Annotated in this window: 14 protein-coding genes; 6 read left to right on the top strand and 8 right to left on the bottom strand. The window is 51.3% G+C overall.

The genetic code is table 11. The annotated features are described in order from the left end of the window. Positions 1-30: 30 nt before the first annotated feature. Complete coding sequence (gene zapE / locus AACU19_RS18300; RefSeq protein ID WP_105278378.1) at positions 31-1,158, bottom strand: cell division protein ZapE; 1,128 nt, start codon at positions 1,156-1,158, stop codon at positions 31-33. A gap of 193 nt (positions 1,159-1,351) precedes the next feature. Between zapE and zapG the strand changes: the two genes are divergently transcribed. The 3 genes from zapG to degS all read left to right on the top strand — a co-directional run bounded on the left by zapG (position 1,352) and on the right by degS (position 4,428). Beyond that, positions 1,352-1,750, top strand: coding sequence for a Z-ring associated protein ZapG (zapG, locus tag AACU19_RS18305; RefSeq protein WP_001295270.1), 399 nt, complete (start codon positions 1,352-1,354; stop codon positions 1,748-1,750). 153 nt (positions 1,751-1,903) lie between these two features. Continuing rightward, positions 1,904-3,271: a serine endoprotease DegQ gene (gene degQ / locus AACU19_RS18310; RefSeq protein ID WP_105278379.1), complete on the top strand. Its 1,368-nt coding sequence runs from the start codon at positions 1,904-1,906 to the stop codon at positions 3,269-3,271. Between the two features lie 89 nt (positions 3,272-3,360). Then, on the top strand, positions 3,361-4,428 hold the full coding sequence (gene degS, locus AACU19_RS18315) for an outer membrane-stress sensor serine endopeptidase DegS (RefSeq protein WP_000497723.1): 1,068 nt from the start codon (positions 3,361-3,363) through the stop codon (positions 4,426-4,428). A gap of 62 nt (positions 4,429-4,490) precedes the next feature. On the opposite strand, the gene mdh is transcribed toward degS, so the two are convergent. Beyond that, positions 4,491-5,429: a malate dehydrogenase gene (gene mdh / locus AACU19_RS18320; RefSeq protein WP_001352905.1), complete on the bottom strand. Its 939-nt coding sequence runs from the start codon at positions 5,427-5,429 to the stop codon at positions 4,491-4,493. Between the two features lie 434 nt (positions 5,430-5,863). Between mdh and argR the strand changes: the two genes are divergently transcribed. Both argR and yhcN read left to right on the top strand, forming a co-directional pair. Continuing rightward, on the top strand, positions 5,864-6,334 hold the full coding sequence (argR, locus tag AACU19_RS18325) for a transcriptional regulator ArgR (protein ID WP_001257846.1): 471 nt from the start codon (positions 5,864-5,866) through the stop codon (positions 6,332-6,334). A 364-nt stretch (positions 6,335-6,698) separates the two neighbouring features. Continuing rightward, positions 6,699-6,962 carry a peroxide/acid stress response protein YhcN gene (gene yhcN / locus AACU19_RS18330; RefSeq protein ID WP_000695690.1) on the top strand — a complete coding sequence of 88 codons (264 nt, stop codon included), beginning with the start codon at positions 6,699-6,701 and terminating at the stop codon, positions 6,960-6,962. Between the two features lie 54 nt (positions 6,963-7,016). Here the strand turns inward: yhcN and AACU19_RS18335 are convergent, their stop codons facing one another. From AACU19_RS18335 to aaeX, 4 genes are all read right to left on the bottom strand, one after another. After that, complete coding sequence (locus AACU19_RS18335) at positions 7,017-7,289, bottom strand: barstar family protein (RefSeq protein WP_001029013.1); 273 nt, start codon at positions 7,287-7,289, stop codon at positions 7,017-7,019. A 91-nt stretch (positions 7,290-7,380) separates the two neighbouring features. Then, positions 7,381-9,348, bottom strand: a complete 1,968-nt coding sequence (aaeB, locus tag AACU19_RS18340) for a p-hydroxybenzoic acid efflux pump subunit AaeB (RefSeq protein ID WP_000510964.1) — start codon at positions 9,346-9,348, stop codon at positions 7,381-7,383. Positions 9,349-9,353: 5 nt separating this feature from the next. Next, a complete protein-coding gene (gene aaeA, locus AACU19_RS18345; RefSeq protein ID WP_000854033.1) occupies positions 9,354-10,286 on the bottom strand; it encodes a p-hydroxybenzoic acid efflux pump subunit AaeA in 933 nt (310 codons plus the stop codon). Between the two features lie 7 nt (positions 10,287-10,293). Continuing rightward, positions 10,294-10,497 (bottom strand): p-hydroxybenzoic acid efflux pump operon protein AaeX, encoded by a 204-nt coding sequence (aaeX, locus tag AACU19_RS18350; protein ID WP_000051841.1) that lies wholly within the window; start codon positions 10,495-10,497, stop codon positions 10,294-10,296. Positions 10,498-10,679: 182 nt separating this feature from the next. On the opposite strand from aaeX, the gene aaeR reads away from it, so the two are divergent. Continuing rightward, positions 10,680-11,609, top strand: a complete 930-nt coding sequence (aaeR, locus tag AACU19_RS18355; RefSeq protein ID WP_000440317.1) for an HTH-type transcriptional activator AaeR — start codon at positions 10,680-10,682, stop codon at positions 11,607-11,609. Positions 11,610-11,736: 127 nt separating this feature from the next. Here aaeR and tldD read toward each other — a convergent pair whose 3' ends face one another. After that, positions 11,737-13,182 (bottom strand): metalloprotease TldD, encoded by a 1,446-nt coding sequence (tldD, locus tag AACU19_RS18360; RefSeq protein ID WP_105278380.1) that lies wholly within the window; start codon positions 13,180-13,182, stop codon positions 11,737-11,739. A 155-nt stretch (positions 13,183-13,337) separates the two neighbouring features. Next, entirely contained in the window at positions 13,338-17,138 is a 3,801-nt protein-coding gene (gene yhdP / locus AACU19_RS18365) for an AsmA2 domain-containing protein YhdP (RefSeq protein WP_105278381.1), read from the bottom strand. Positions 17,139-17,185: the final 47 nt, after the last annotated feature.

Genomic DNA, 17,185 nt, shown 5'->3' on the forward strand with positions numbered 1-17,185 from the left:
TCGACCCCTTTTTGTGATTTGTGGCAGGTTTTAACCCGCTAAATGCTCGCGCTTCAGATACTCTTCGCTTTGCATCTCTTGCAGACGTGACAGGCAACGCTGGAACTCAAACTTCAGCCGATCGCCCTGATAAATTTCATACAGCGGCACTTCTGCACTCACCACTAATTTGACATGGCGCTCGTAAAACTCATCCACCAGCGCAATAAAGCGCCGCGCTTCGCTCTCCATCAACCGCGTCATAACTGGTACATTAAACAACATGACCGTGTGAAAGAGGCGTGAGAGCGCAATATAGTCATGCTGACTACGGGCGTCGACGCACAGCGTAGTAAAAGAGACCGCCAGCGTCTGGTTCTCGACGCCCATTGTCGCCAATGGCCGATGGTTGATTTCTAACGTCGGTGAATTTTCTCGTTTCGCCCCCGCCAGCGCCAACCATAGTTTGTCCATTTGCGTCCGGGTTTCATCGTTGAGTGGCGAAAGCCACAGGTGCGCCTGAGTGAGCGTACGCAGTCGATAATCAACACCGGCGTCCACGTTCATTACATCACAATGCTGTTTAATGGCATCGATTGCAGGCAAAAAACGCGCACGTTGCAGGCCATTTCGATAAAGTTCGTCCGGCGGAATATTTGACGTCGCTACCAGGGTAATACCGCGGGCGAACAGGGCTTTCATCAGGCCGCCAAGTAGCATGGCATCGGTAATATCAGAAACAAAAAATTCGTCAAAACAGAGCACGTCAGTTTCTGCTTTAAAGCGATCGGCAATAATTTCCAGCGGATCGGTCTGCCCCTGCAAAGCAGTTAGCTCTTCATGTACCCGCAGCATAAAACGGTGAAAGTGCAGACGCTGTTTCCGCTCTCCCGGCAGGCTTTGATAGAAAAGGTCCATCAGCCAGGTTTTCCCGCGTCCTACCCCGCCCCACATATATAAGCCACGCACTGGCGTATGCTGTGTGTCTTCGCGTTTACCCCACAGCTTACCGACCCGCGCCATTAGCCCACTCGTCCTGGGGGCTGGAGGCGTGCTATTGATGAGTTCCTGATAAATAATTTCCAGGCGGCTGACGGCCTCTTTTTGAACGTCGTCGGGTTGATGGCTGCCTTCATTGAGCGCCTTCAGGTATTGCGATGTTGGGGTAACGCTTTGCATGATCTTATTGTTATTCCTTGAATAATCGGTGCGCCGTTGTTCACGGTTGACGAAAAAAAGGCCGTTCTACACTACGCGATATGCAGTCGGGATTCCACTTCTGTGGAATTAACGGTTATAGTGGCATAATCAGCCGCAGGCATGGAGCCTGAAGCCAACACCCTACGGAAACAAAAGACAACGGGAGATGTTCATGACCTGGGAATATGCGCTAATTGGGTTAGTCGTCGGCATCATTATTGGTGCTGTGGCCATGCGTTTTGGTAATCGTAAACTACGCCAGCAACAGGCGTTGCAGTACGAACTGGAAAAGAATAAAGCTGAACTGGACGAGTATCGCGAAGAGCTGGTTAGCCACTTTGCCCGCAGCGCGGAATTACTGGATACCATGGCGCACGACTATCGCCAGCTGTATCAACACATGGCGAAAAGCTCCAGCAGCCTGCTGCCGGAACTGTCTGCTGAAGCAAACCCGTTCCGTAATCGTCTGGCAGAGTCTGAAGCCAGCAACGATCAGGCACCGGTGCAAATGCCACGCGACTATTCTGAAGGCGCGTCAGGCCTGCTGCGTACTGGCGCGAAGCGCGACTAATTTATTTTTCGGGCGCAGCCATTGCGCCCTCCTCTTCCCTCCCTCCCCGACTATTATTTAATCTGATGTCTCATTGTTAGCCGTCTGAAAATTCAATAACATCAAACTGTTTTGAATCTCTTTTCTTATCATTCAGGTACGAGAGCAGGAATAATGAAAAAACAAACCCAGCTGTTGAGTGCATTAGCGTTAAGTGTCGGGTTAACTCTCTCGGCGTCATTTCAGGCCGTCGCGTCGATTCCAGGCCAGGTTGCCGATCAGGCCCCCCTCCCCAGTTTGGCTCCAATGCTAGAAAAAGTGCTTCCGGCAGTGGTGAGCGTACGAGTGGAAGGAACGGCCAGTCAGGGACAGAAAATCCCGGAAGAATTCAAAAAGTTTTTTGGTGATGATTTACCGGATCAACCTGCACAACCCTTCGAAGGTTTAGGCTCCGGTGTCATCATCAACGCCAGTAAAGGCTATGTGCTGACTAACAACCATGTGATTAATCAGGCACAGAAAATCAGTATTCAGCTCAATGATGGGCGCGAGTTTGATGCAAAACTGATTGGTAGCGATGACCAGAGCGATATCGCCCTGTTGCAAATTCAAAACCCGAGTAAATTAACGCAAATCGCCATTGCCGACTCAGACAAACTGCGCGTCGGTGATTTTGCCGTGGCAGTCGGTAACCCATTTGGCCTTGGGCAAACCGCCACCTCTGGCATTGTTTCCGCATTAGGCCGCAGCGGGTTGAATCTTGAAGGTCTTGAAAACTTTATCCAGACAGATGCTTCCATTAACCGCGGTAACTCCGGCGGTGCACTGTTAAACCTTAACGGTGAGTTAATTGGCATCAACACTGCAATCCTTGCGCCTGGCGGTGGGAGCGTCGGGATTGGATTTGCCATCCCCAGTAATATGGCGCGAACACTGGCGCAGCAGCTTATCGACTTTGGTGAAATCAAACGCGGTCTGTTAGGCATCAAAGGCACCGAGATGAGTGCCGATATCGCCAAAGCCTTCAACCTTGACGTGCAGCGTGGCGCGTTTGTCAGCGAAGTGTTGACAGGTTCTGGCTCGGCAAAAGCGGGCATCAAAGCGGGCGATATTATTACCAGCCTCAACGGCAAACCGCTGAATAGCTTTGCTGAGTTGCGCTCTCGTATCGCAACCACCGAGCCGGGCACGAAAGTGAAGCTTGGCCTGCTGCGTAACGGCAAACCACTGGAAGTAGAAGTGACGCTCGATACCAGCACCTCTTCGTCGGCCAGCGCTGAAATGATCACGCCAGCGCTTGAAGGTGCAACGTTGAGCGATGGTCAGCTAAAAGATGGCGGCAAAGGCATTAAGATCGATGAAGTAGTCAAAGGTAGCCCAGCCGCTCAGGCTGGTTTGCAAAAAGACGATGTGATCATTGGCGTCAACCGCGATCGGGTGAACTCGATTGCTGAAATGCGTAAAGTGCTGGCGGCAAAACCGGCCATCATCGCCCTGCAAATTGTACGCGGCAATGAAAGCATCTATTTGCTGATGCGTTAATGTCGTAAACCGGGCATCAGGCTGACGTGTGATGTCCGGTTAACTCGTGGTATGCTGCTGCCGTTCCCTTTTTTAATGACGCCTCCATCATGTTTGTGAAGCTCTTACGTTCCGTTGCGATTGGATTAATTGTCGGCGCTATTCTGCTGGTTGCCATGCCTTCGCTGCGCAGCCTTAACCCGCTTTCCACTCCGCAATTTGACAGTACCGATGAGACGCCTGCCAGCTATAATCTGGCGGTTCGCCGCGCCGCGCCAGCGGTGGTTAACGTTTACAACCGTGGTTTGAACACCAACTCTCACAACCAGCTTGAGATCCGCACCCTGGGATCCGGTGTAATCATGGATCAACGCGGTTATATCATCACCAATAAACACGTCATCAACGACGCCGATCAGATCATCGTCGCCTTACAAGATGGACGTGTATTTGAAGCATTGCTGGTGGGATCTGACTCTCTAACCGATCTGGCGGTACTTAAAATTAATGCCACTGGCGGTTTACCTACCATTCCAATCAATGCACGTCGCGTACCGCACATTGGTGACGTGGTACTGGCGATCGGTAACCCGTACAACCTCGGGCAGACCATTACCCAGGGGATTATTAGTGCCACGGGTCGAATTGGTCTGAACCCGACCGGGCGGCAAAACTTCCTGCAAACCGATGCTTCCATTAACCACGGTAACTCTGGCGGCGCACTGGTGAACTCGCTGGGCGAACTGATGGGCATTAACACGCTGTCGTTTGATAAGAGTAACGATGGCGAAACGCCGGAAGGCATCGGCTTTGCGATTCCTTTCCAGTTAGCAACCAAAATTATGGATAAGCTGATCCGCGATGGTCGCGTGATCCGCGGCTACATTGGTATCGGCGGACGTGAGATCGCACCACTGCACGCGCAGGGCGGTGGTATAGATCAACTGCAAGGGATCGTGGTTAATGAAGTGTCACCTGACGGCCCGGCGGCGAATGCGGGTATTCAGGTCAATGATTTGATTATTTCGGTGGATAACAAACCGGCCATCTCTGCTCTGGAGACGATGGATCAGGTGGCGGAAATTCGCCCTGGCTCGGTGATCCCGGTTGTAGTGATGCGTGATGATAAGCAGTTAACGCTGCAGGTCACCATTCAGGAATATCCGGCAACCAATTAAGGCCAACGTGAAAGACAAAAAACCGGAGTCTGTGCTCCGGTTTTTTATTATCCGCTAATCAATTACTTATTAACGAACTCTTCGCCCAGGGCGATATCTTTCTTCAGCGTATCCAGCATACCTTCCAGCGCGTTCTGTTCAAATGCGCTCAGGGTGCCGATAGATTTACGCTCTTCCACGCCGTTTTTACCCAGCAGCAGCGGTTGAGAGAAGAAACGTGCGTACTGACCGTCGCCTTCAACGTAGGCACATTCGACAACGCCTTGTTCGCCCTGTAGTGCGCGAACCAGAGACAGACCAAAACGTGCAGCTGCCTGGCCCATAGACAGGGTTGCAGACCCGCCACCGGCTTTCGCTTCAACCACCTCAGTACCCGCGTTCTGGATACGTTTGGTCAGTTCAGCCACTTCCTGCTCGGTAAAGCTAACGCCAGGAACCTGTGACAGCAGCGGCAGAATGGTAACACCAGAGTGACCGCCAATTACCGGCACTTCAACTTCGCCCGGCTGTTTGCCTTTCAGTTCCGCAACAAAGGTGTTGGAACGAATGATATCCAGCGTGGTAACGCCGAACAGTTTGTTTTTGTCATAAACACCGGCTTTTTTCAGCACTTCAGCAGCAATCGCAACTGTGGTGTTAACCGGGTTAGTGATAATACCAATGCACGCTTTTGGGCAGGTTTTCGCAACTTGCTGTACCAGATTTTTCACGATGCCGGCGTTAACGTTAAACAGGTCGGAACGATCCATACCCGGTTTACGCGCTACACCTGCAGAGATAAGAACGACATCTGCGCCTTCCAGCGCCGGAGTCGCATCTTCACCAGAAAAACCTTTGATTTTCACAGCAGTAGGGATATGGCTCAAATCGACAGCCACACCGGGAGTCACTGGAGCGATATCATACAGAGAGAGTTCTGAACCTGAAGGCAGTTGGGTTTTTAACAGTAGTGCAAGCGCCTGGCCAATACCGCCAGCAGCGCCGAGGACTGCGACTTTCATCCTAAACTCCTTATTATATTGATAAACTAAGATATGTTGCTCCGCTGCCGCGACCTTAATCCACAAAATTGCCGTTTACAATGACCACATCTCAAGAATGTGTAGTCACGCAAGTTTAGCGTTTATGCATTTAATTGCCGTAATCAGGAACCTAACTTACGTAATTAACAGTCGCTTATGCATTAGCGCAACATTCCAACAGGTGGTGACAATATACCCTACCGTTCAGCCAAAACAACATCAATTTGATAACAATTAATTTACTTTTAAGCAGAATTTGCATGCCGTGACGCAGGCATGTTTCTCAATAACGAAATTTGATAAAATCCCGCTCTTTCATAACATTATTTCAGCCTTCTTCAGGGCTGACTGTTTGCATAAAAATTCATCTGTATGCACAATAATGTTGTATCAACCACCATATCGGGTGACTTATGCGAAGCTCGGCTAAGCAAGAAGAACTAGTTAAAGCATTTAAAGCATTACTTAAAGAAGAGAAATTTAGCTCCCAGGGCGAAATCGTCGCCGCGTTGCAGGAGCAAGGCTTTGACAATATTAATCAGTCTAAAGTCTCGCGGATGTTGACCAAGTTTGGTGCTGTACGTACACGCAATGCCAAAATGGAAATGGTTTACTGCCTGCCAGCTGAACTGGGTGTACCAACCACCTCCAGTCCATTGAAGAATCTGGTGCTGGATATAGACTACAACGATGCAGTTGTCGTGATTCATACCAGCCCTGGCGCGGCGCAGTTAATTGCTCGCCTGCTGGACTCACTGGGCAAAGCAGAAGGTATTCTGGGCACCATCGCTGGCGATGACACCATCTTTACTACCCCTGCTAACGGTTTCACCGTCAAAGACCTGTACGAAGCGATTTTAGAGCTGTTCGACCAGGAGCTTTAATCTCTGCCCCGTCGCTTCTGGCGGCGGGGAAAATGTTGCTTTTCCCTCTCATCCCCCTGCTTTCTCCTACGATTAATTTAACGAATAGTGCGTTTTAGCGCGACATATCATTCACATAATGAATACATGAGTTAAAAAAAGCACATTATGCAAAATTCATTATCTAATTGAAAATAATAGAATTAATAATAAATAACCGTGTTTTTAATTCTTTTTTGTTATTAAAACTCACACTTTTAACACTTAGTATCAACTGAAACAGTTAGCGTGGTATTAATTAGTTCAATAATTAGTGTATACTTGATTTTGTGATATGGGTCACGAAACAAAGGCCCAGCTAAAAGATTATGTCGAGGTAAAAATCATGAAAATCAAAACCACTGTTGCTGCATTAAGCGTACTTTCTGTTCTCTCTTTCGGTGCATTCGCTGCCGACTCCATTGATGCTGCACAAGCACAAAATCGTGAAGCAATCGGGACCGTATCCGTAAGTGGTGTGGCGTCTTCGCCAATGGATATGCGTGAAATGCTGAACAAAAAAGCGGAAGAGAAAGGCGCAACGGCCTACCAGATTACTGAAGCTCGTAGCGGTGACACCTGGCACGCTACGGCTGAACTGTACAAATAAACCCTCATCGTCTTGTCCGACGATATTGCCCCCGGTTCGGGGGCTTTTTTTGCGCTAATGACGAACATTAAAACGCAAATGCCCTTCCAGCTCTTCCTCTGCCTCATCAAACAGCAATATTAACGCGCCAAAACGGCGACGCGTTTTCTCTCCCAGATGAACAAATTCAATCTCAAGTGGTAGCGGCAGGACATCGTTCATTAACACATCCCATAGAGAGTCGAGATCGCGTACTTTATCTTTTGCCAGACCAAAGGTTTGGCTAAAGTCGCGATAAAAATCCTCCTGACTCTCAATCTCATCAAAATCAAAGGTATAAATATTCATCTGTTGCCACCGTCACGTTTCGCGGCGAGTTCTGCCGTTCATTGCTAAGTATAGCCATGAAAAAACCGACGCTTTTGGCGTCGGTTTTGACTTAACTATCGGTCAACGCATGTTGATACTTATGGAGCATACCCGTAAGCCGATGTACTGGTTCCGTCACCTGCGGTGGCGCTTGCCAGATGCGTAGCTTTTCCTGGTAGATTTCCAGTTCTTCCAGCAACTGGCCAAAGTACCGACGACGTTTATCATCGCTACGGGCAGATATCACATGGTCTGCTGTGCGGCGCATTTGCCGGTGAAACGCCGATAAATCCTCGTTAACCGGGATCGGCGCATCACGCAGGCGCTGGTGCGCGATAATCATCGTCAGTGCCAGGCGAAATTTCGGCAAATCCCCTGGGAACTTATTCATCAGCAAAAACAGCTGCTGATAAAGTGCCGGGAGGTGATTCTCTTTACGACGTGCCACATTGGTAGTCATCGCGGAAACAGCGGCAGAAACAAACTGATTAAGCAGTACACGTCCAGTCCTGTCGCGCGATTTATCCCGCACCAGCAAAATAACGGTGAACGCGAGCACACAGCCGACGATTTGCCCTAATGCGCTGTCGAGAAACTGACTGAAATGGAAAGTCATCGGGTTATCCAGCACGATAATGTTTATGGTGCTGGCCAGCGCCCCCATCGAGCCCAATCGCCGTTTCTGTACTTCAATGCCAAGGAAGAATCCCAGCACTGCCAGGCTAATACACAGCAATAACATGCTTTGTTGGGTATTAGGGATAATCACCAAAAAGTAGAGTAGCCCTAACGGCAGCGCCGCCAGCGTCCCATAAATAAAGTCGATCGCCACCATGCGTGGATTCGGCAAACGCATTGCCAGTGACGTCACTACCGCAATCATCACCATTGCACCACTGCCGGAAGTCCAGCCCGTCCACAGCCAGAAAAGCGTCCCCAGAATGCAGGAAAGTGTGGTTCGCCAGAAGTTAACCATCGCATGATGACGTTCGGCTGACTCTACTTTGACTTCCGGTTCGCCTTGCAGGATCTCTTCTTCAGTAGCGTTGATTTTTGTGTTACTGATAACGCCGCGCTTGAGAAGCTGATAACGCGTTGCCGCCGCGACCCAGCTATAAATGGTGACAGGCGTTTCCCGTTCCCCGGTCCAGGCGATAACTCTCCGCAGGCGTTTGAGCTGCTTGTGGACGTCCTGCGCGGTTTCTACCGGCGTGTCAAAAAATTCGCGGAAAGTATCAGTGATCAATTCCGGGCGCGTATTCTGAATAAGATAAGTTTCGCAGGATTGGGTAATCAGCGTCAGCGATAGCGTATTGATCGCTTTTAAACGTCGATTGGCCCGCGCCCAGCGGGAAGATTCCATATTCAGGTTGCTGCGCATACCTTGTAACGCCGTGGTGCGTCGCACCAGATCGCCCCAGGCTTTATCGACAACTTCACCATCGCCATGCTTGATACAGAGTTGCATTAATTGATATTGCGCGACCAGCAAACTTTCCAGCTCTCGATCCACTTCTTGTTTGATCGATCGCGGAGAAAAGAGCAAATCCGCCATAATTGCACACACAATACCGATAACGATCTCGCTACAACGTTCGACGGCAAACTGCGGCGTAAGCAATGGTTCCGGCTGAATGGTGATCACAATGATCAGCGCGGTATAACCGGCCAGCCCCCACGCATACGAGTTTTCTATTCGTACCAGCGAGGATATCCAGGTACAAAAACCGGCCCAGATACAGCACACCAGAATCATCAATAATGGTGCGCGGATCATCGCAATGATGATCACCAGTCCGGCAATACAGCCAATAAATGTGCCGATGATGCGCAAAAAGCCACGATAGCGAATAGCGCCAGAATACGGTTCACCTCCCGCAGCAAAGGCCGGACCGGCGGCAACAATCGCCGCTGTCAGTACCGCCCAGCGTGGCGTTTCCAGCTGGAAGTGAAAGCCAACAAACAGCGCCAGTACAATGGCGGTCGCCAGTTTTACCGCAAAGCGAATATGTTGGTTAGCAATGGAGAAAATACCCATCGTGATTAACCAAACTCACGCAGGCGATGGGCCATTTTACGGAAGAACGAATCCTGGCTTTCGTCGCGATCTTGTTTGCCAGTGACCACCACTGTAGCAGTGGTGCCCGCAGGCCAGATGTTCTCTTGCTGGTTGTCGAGACGAATACGAACCGGAACACGTTGCGCCAAACGCACCCATTCAAGGTTAGAGTCGATGGTCGCCATCCCTTTGTCGTCACGCGTGCTGCTGGCGTTGGTGACCCCAGCAGCAACACTATCAACAGTCCCTTTCAGCACTTTGTTACTGCCAAGCGGCGTGATCTCTGCACGATACCCAGGGCGCACCCCTTCCAGCTTAGTTTCTTCCATATAGGCCAGTACATAGAAGGAGTTCTGTTTCACCAGCGCAACTGCCGTTGATCCACGGGTAATAAACTCACCGGTATAGACGTTGAGGTTGGTCACCCAGCCATCTGCTGGCGCGCGGATCACCGTGCGTTCAAGATCCAGTTTTGCCAGATCGCGGGTCGCCTGCGCTTTCGCTAACTGATGCAGAACCGTTTGTAGTACGTTGTTGGCCTGATCGATCTCTTCGCGAGACATCGCCTGCACACCGAGACGGTTACGACGTCCGGCCTCCTGGCGTTTCTCCTGTGCCAGTACCTGATAATAAGCAACATCGGCTTGCGCTTCCTCAAGCGCCTTTTGATAACGCGGCTGGTCGATGGTGAACAGTACCTGTCCTTTTTTCACCAGCTGGTTATCATGAACATTCACCTGGGTAATGAGTCCAGAAACGTCCGGCGCGATCGCAACGACGTCAGCGCTAAAGCGCGCGTCACGCGTCCACGGGGATTCGGTGTAATAGACCCAGGCATTAAAAATTGCGATGAAGGCCAGAATGACTAATACGACCGTGATGGCCGTACGGGAGAATTTTCTTATTAGTGTTTTCACTTCAACCTCAAACGAACAGTCGCGATATCAAATAAAACAAGCAGCAATAGAGCGCGGTGTTGAACAACGCCGGATGCCAGACAAAGTCGTAGATACCTGTTGGCACAAGTACCCGGCGCACCAGCCAGAAAATCGCCAGTGATAAAAGCAATTCGAAAAATATCGGTGGGAAGGACAGCCCAAACACCACGATAACGGGAAACAGACTCATGTTGACCTTGGTTGTATAGAGAGAGCAGGCGTTATTATTTTCAGCATCTGTCGCCGCAGAGAAGGGCATGGAAAGCCGGGCGAGAGCAACATTGCTGTAGATTGATATTTAATATATTAACGTAACTGTTATGCTGTTATCTATATTATGTGATCTAAATCACTTTTAAGTCAGAGTGAATAATGGAACGACTAAAACGCATGTCGGTGTTTGCCAAAGTAGTTGAATTTGGCTCTTTTACCGCCGCCGCCAGACAGCTACAGATGAGCGTTTCGTCCATCAGTCAGACGGTGTCAAAATTGGAAGATGAGTTGCAGGTAAAGCTGTTAAACCGTAGCACACGCAGCATTGGCCTGACCGAAGCCGGTAGAATTTACTACCAGGGCTGCCGTCGGATGCTTCATGAAGTGCAGGATGTTCATGAGCAACTGTATGCCTTCAATAACACCCCCATCGGGACGCTGCGCATTGGCTGTTCTTCAACTATGGCACAAAATGTTCTCGCCGGGCTAACAGCCAAAATGCTGAAAGAATACCCAGGTTTGAGCGTTAATCTGGTTACCGGAATTCCTGCCCCCGACCTGATTGCCGACGGTCTGGATGTGGTGATCCGCGTCGGCGCGTTGCAAGATTCCAGCCTGTTTTCCCGCCGTCTGGGCGCGATGCCAATGGTGGTGTGCGCCGCAAAAAGCTATCTCACACAATACGGCATACCGGAAAAACCCGCCGATTTAAGTAGCCATTCATGGCTTGAATACAGCGTGCGGCCCGACAATGAATTTGAACTGATCGCACCGGAAGGGATCTCGACTCGCCTGATCCCGCAAGGGAGATTTGTGACTAATGATCCGATGACGCTGGTGCGCTGGCTGACTGCAGGCGCTGGGATCGCCTACGTGCCGCTGATGTGGGTGATCAACGAGATCAATCGCGGGGAACTCGAGATCCTGCTGCCGCGTTACCAGTCAGATCCACGCCCGGTTTATGCGTTGTATACCGAAAAAGATAAGCTGCCGCTGAAGGTACAGGTCGTGATCAACTCACTGACGGATTATTTTGTTGAGGTCGGTAAATTGTTTCAGGAAATGCACGGGCGCGGGAAAGAGAAGTAATTCATATTGTACTGTTACGTTGTACAAACCTGTGCCAACGGGTTCCCCTAACCTTCTCCACAGAGGGGCAAGGGGACCGTTCGTACACGGAGAAGGATTAATTATCCTTCTGAAAATACTGAAATTATTACGCGGTACCGCCAACAGTCAGGTTATCAACTTTCAGCGTTGGCTGGCCCACGCCAACCGGTAAACTTTGCCCTTCTTTACCGCAGACACCCACGCCGTTATCCAGTTTCAGGTCGTTGCCCACCATCGAAATCTGCTGCATGGTTTCGATACCGGAACCAATCAACGTTGCGCCTTTCACCGGTTTAGTTACTTTACCGTTTTCAATCAGATACGCTTCTGAGGTGGAGAAAACGAATTTGCCGGAGGTGATATCCACCTGACCGCCACCAAAGTTCGGTGCATAGATACCGTACTCAACGGATTCAATAATTTCCTGCGGGGTCGATTTACCCGGCAGCATATAGGTATTGGTCATACGCGGCATAGGCAGATGAGCGTAGGATTCACGGCGACCGTTGCCAGTCGGCGTCATTCCCATCAAACGCGCGTTGAGTTTATCCTGCATGTAGCCTTTCAGGATGCCATTCTCAATCAGCACGTTGTACTGGCCTGGCGTACCTTCGTCATCAATCGCCACCGAACCACGGCGATCGACCATCGTGCCGTCATCAACCACGGTACACAGTTCAGAAGCCACCAGCTCCCCGACCTGACCACTAAAGACCGAAGTACCACGGCGGTTGAAGTCGCCTTCCAGACCGTGACCCACCGCCTCATGTAACAGTACGCCCGGCCAACCTGCGCCCAGAACCACCGGCATGGTGCCCGCAGGCGCTGCTACGGCTGAAAGATTGATCAGCGCCATACGCACCGCTTCTTTCGCCCATGCGTCCGCACGGACTTCACCGTCGAGATCGGCAAGGAAGAACTCATAACCAAAACGACCGCCGCCGCCACTGGCACCGCGTTCGCGTTTGCCATCTTCTTCGACCAGAACGCTCACGGAAAGACGCACCAGCGGACGAACATCCGCCGCCAGCGTGCCGTCGGTGGCCGCAACCAGAATTAATTCATAAACGCCGCTGAGGCTAGCAGTCACTTCCTGTACGCGCTTGTCCGCTTCGCGGGCAACCTTATCGACTCGACGCAGGATATCCAGCTTCTCTTCACGGCTCATGCTTTGCAGCGGATCTACCGAGGTATACAACGGGCTATGCTCTACCGCGCCCAGCGTCTGTACTTTGCCATCACAACTATCACGGACGATGGTGCGCGCCGCTTGCGCACTCTGTTCCAGCGCCAGCAGGCTGATTTGGTCTGCGTAAGCAAATCCGGTTTTTTCACCGCTGATTGCACGCACACCAACACCCTGATCGATGTTGTAAGAACCATCTTTAATAATGCGGTCTTCTAAAACCCAGGATTCGTGATAGCTCGACTGAAAATAGAGATCGCCATAATCAAGGCGACGTTCGGCCAGTTGACCGAGGATCGCGAACAAGTCCTGATGTTTCAGGCCGTTCGCCGCTAGCAATTGTTCACTTACCAGGTTCAGACTCATCGTTTTTGCTACTCGTTAGTTACTGCAGTAGAGGATTTTTTACGGCTGCCGGATGCGGCGTGAACGCCCTGTCCGGCCTACGGTTATGTTCCGGCTCGTTGGCCTTTGGCAACGATTATCATATGAGATTGGGGCAATTACGCGCCCTCGTCAAATCATTGCGCTTTTTCTTTACGCGGTTGGCGCAACACTTCGTTGATTTGCGGATCGTCCAGCGGACCCGAAATGTGATAGCGCAAAATGGAGACTTTGCTCCACAGCGGCCCCAGCACTTTACTGGCTGCAAATACTGCCGCTCCAACAATGGGGTTAACCGCAAAAGCCGCAGCCACGCCCACCGTCGCAGAAATCTCTGGTGCGACAACCGCTTCCATATTCAGGTCGCGACGTACCAGATTTACCGACCCTTTCATGGCGATATCCGCCTCCAGGCCATCCACCAGCGTGTCGTCGGTGTGCATAACGCCGTCTTTAATCCACGCGGTGCTGCGAATGGAGTCAAAATAGAACCCTTCGCCAAAAGTGTCTCTGAAATCAAAACGCAGCTTACGCATCAGGGCATCTACGCTCAATAAGCGCAGCAATTGCCCGGCATGTCCGGTATTGATTTCGGTAATTTCGCCTTTACCCAGTTGAGTATGAATGATGCCATTCAACGTCGCCTCATCTGGCTGCCACGGTGCTTTACGCCAGTGTAAATCGTAATCCACATTAAATGACGACTGCCGTATGGGCGTCGTGACACCAAAAAATTCTGCGGCGGCATCAATTTTCTGCCCGCGCAGTTTTCCTTTCAGCGAGGTACGTTCATTCCCCGGATTGTTAACCCATTCACCATCGGCAGTGAGCCGCGAAAAACCAGTATCAATCAGTCCATTAGTCAGCGTTAACGTATCGCCAGAAATAGTGAGATCACTGTCAATACGACCGAATTTTTGCCCCCAGAACCAACACTCTGCGCATCGTATTTGTGCGTCCGGCCAGCCACGGAAGTTAATGCGCTCCGTTGTCGGGAAAGGTGATGACGGCGTTGAATCACCACGAGTTTTCGCCTCGCTCGGGTTGTAATAAAGATATTTGATATTCGCCAGCCACGGCGCGTTATTACGCATCGCCAGCGTAGCGTTGATTTCACGTCCTTGCGCCTCAACCTGGGTACCATTTGCCGTCGGTTGCGAAACAATGCTCAGGTTATTCCATTGCTGATTTCCCAGCGACAACATGGGGGTACGTAACGTAATGTGTTGTGGAAAACTCGCAGCACCACCGACGCTCTCCGCCGCGCCTTTCTGGAACAAGGCCAGCCACTCGGCACCATTCATCGGCGGCATATTGAGTTCAACGCCACTTTGTTCCGGCAACGGCGGGAGCGTTTTACTGTCTGCCGCCCAAATAGCACGATCGAGCGTCAGCTTTTGACCAAGCAACCAGCGGCTATTGAAATGGTTATCCGCACCAGCCTGTCCGGTTAATTCAAAGCTATTGAGGTTGCCATCGACCTTAATGTTAACCGGCAGCGATTCGCCAGCGGGTTTGGCTAACGGTGAAGGTAAGTGACTGCTCACATTCTTCAGATCACCGTTCAGTTCTACGTTATACGTTGCGCCAGCATGATAAGGCAGCTCAATGCCCACTTTACCATCCCACGCCACGCTGCCACTCAATGCTTCGTTCACCGCTGCAGGCAGAACGCCAGTTTTCGCGGGTTGCCAGTTACCGTTGAGATTCACCGCGACCTGGTAGGCTTTCGTCCCTTCTTTGGTGGAGAAATCCACGTTCAATGGCTGATTAAACCAGCTTGCTGTCAGTGGTTCGCTTTGCAGATCGCCATTGATAAAGCTGAATTTACCGCTCAAATTTTTCAGTGTGCTATCAAGCGGTTTGATAAACAGACTGTTGTTACGCAGCGTCACTTCACCTTTCGCGGTAACCAGTTCGCCGTTTAGCGGAATATCGAGATGTAAGCGAGCATTCACATCGCCGTCGAGCTGGAGTTCTTGCAGGGTCGCACCCAGAGAATCTTTCAACGGTGTCTCATCAAAGTAAGGGCCAACGGCTTTACCCGGACCTTTAATGTCAGCGTCAATTAGCAGTTTTTCTTTTGAGTAGTCAGGGATCACTGCGGTGAGATTACTCGCGCGCACGCCGCCCAGATTAACGCCATCGGTTTTCATCCATAAACCGTCGTTAATAAAGTCCAGTTCAATATCAAGGTTAGTTAATGCAGGCCAGTCCGGCTGGAAGGCAAACTTCGCGTTGCGCAGCGGCACCAGCACTTCAAACTGACCTTCGTTGTGTTTATAGGGGAAGAGTTGCGGATTGCCACCATAAACCAGCGTCGCGTTATCCGCTTCACCGCCCTGAATCGCGCCACTTAAGTAATCAACCAAGTCTTTACCCATCAAGTTTTCCGGGAAATAGCGCCAGGCTTGTGAACCATCATCGGTACTGATGCCAGCCAGAATACCCAGCCAGGGTTCATCGTTAGCAGGTTGCAGGTAACGAAAACCGCCGCGCGCATGGACGGCTTTGGCTTTAACGTCAATATTACGCCCATCCAGCTGGAAACCTTTGTCATTGTTCAGCCAGCTTATCGTCGCCTGGCCGTCTGCGATTTCCAGTGGCGCACGGAATACCGTTTCGTAAGGCATCTTTGCCTGCTTCATCGACGCGGTAAGCAAACCATTTTCTACGCTGCCGGAAAGCGTCCCGGAGAAGTGTTCCGCACCCGGTAATAATTTCCATTGCTTCCAGGCCAGATCGCTCCACGATGCCTGAAAACGGGTCTTGTCTGCTGCCTGAAGCGGGATATCCAGCGCCAGCGTGTTTATCTTGCCGCTCGGTTGTGTGGAGCGCCAAACATCACCAAGTGCAGGTGAAAGTTTCGCGGCCAGCGGGCGTACGCCCTCCAGGCCTGCCAGCTCCAGATTACTGGCGCGAATCCGGAGTTCGTCACTGCGTTTATTGTCTTTGCCGCCAACGTTCTGTTCCGGTATCCAGGCCAGCGTCAATGCTCCGCTCGGCCAGGGTTTGCCGTCCATCGTGATCCGTGTGTCGGGAATAGAGAACTGCCAGCCCGGGTTTTCACGCGTAATATGCGCGGTAAGATTATCCACCGACAGCGTATGCGTTTGCTTCTCGCCCAACCAGCTGGCACCGCCCTGTTTCAGCCAGACGTCACCGCCGGTTACATCGCCTTTGTCGATCGTCATCCAGCCTTCAAGGGAGAACTGTGCCGTTTCCAGCGCAATATTGTCCTGCATCCATTTACCGAGCCACGGCTTCAGGTCGATGTCATCCGCCTGGAGCCAGACGCGACCATTGCTTAACAACCCCTCATCATCGCGCAAATCCATGCGCACCTGCATCACGCCGTGCTGTCCGGTAAGGCTGGAGAGGCTTACCAGGCCTTCCGCACGGTGTCGACGTGGATCGTTCAGCCAGGTGAGTTGTGGGATCGCCAGCTCGGCGCGCTGACCGGATGGCGTCAGGAAACTGACTTCACTGTCGCGGAGATCGAAATGGTCGAATTGACGAAGAAACAGATCGCTGATGTGACTGGCTTCCAGGCTATCATTACCACCACCGCTGGTGATAGGAGTGTTGGTGCGAAAGCGCAGCTGCCAGAAAGTGAGATCACGAAACTGCCAGCGCATATGTAACAGGCTTTGCCAGACATCCAGCGCCAGAGTAACGCGTTTAACCGAAAATTCGCCGCCATCTTTTAGTTCTGCACGGATGTCGTGCGCTTCAAGCGTCGGGCCAAAATTCTGCCAGCTGGCTGAGAGCTGACTGGCTTCAACCGGCATGCCAGTCGCGGATTCTATTTTGTTGAGGATTTCCGGACGCCAGGCGTCAAGATGCGGTAAAGCAATACGCAGGCCGCTAACCAGCAGGGCAGCGATCACAACGAGCGCGGCTCCAGTAAGCAGTAAAATCCCCGGCAATCGCCTCACCCGTCACTCCTTGTCTGCTAAAAATGTGACTCAAAAACCCTTTGCCG

Origin of the sequence: Escherichia sp. MOD1-EC4550 (assembly GCF_963876935.1) — a bacterium.
Classification (GTDB): Bacteria; Pseudomonadota; Gammaproteobacteria; order Enterobacterales; family Enterobacteriaceae; genus Escherichia; species Escherichia coli_F.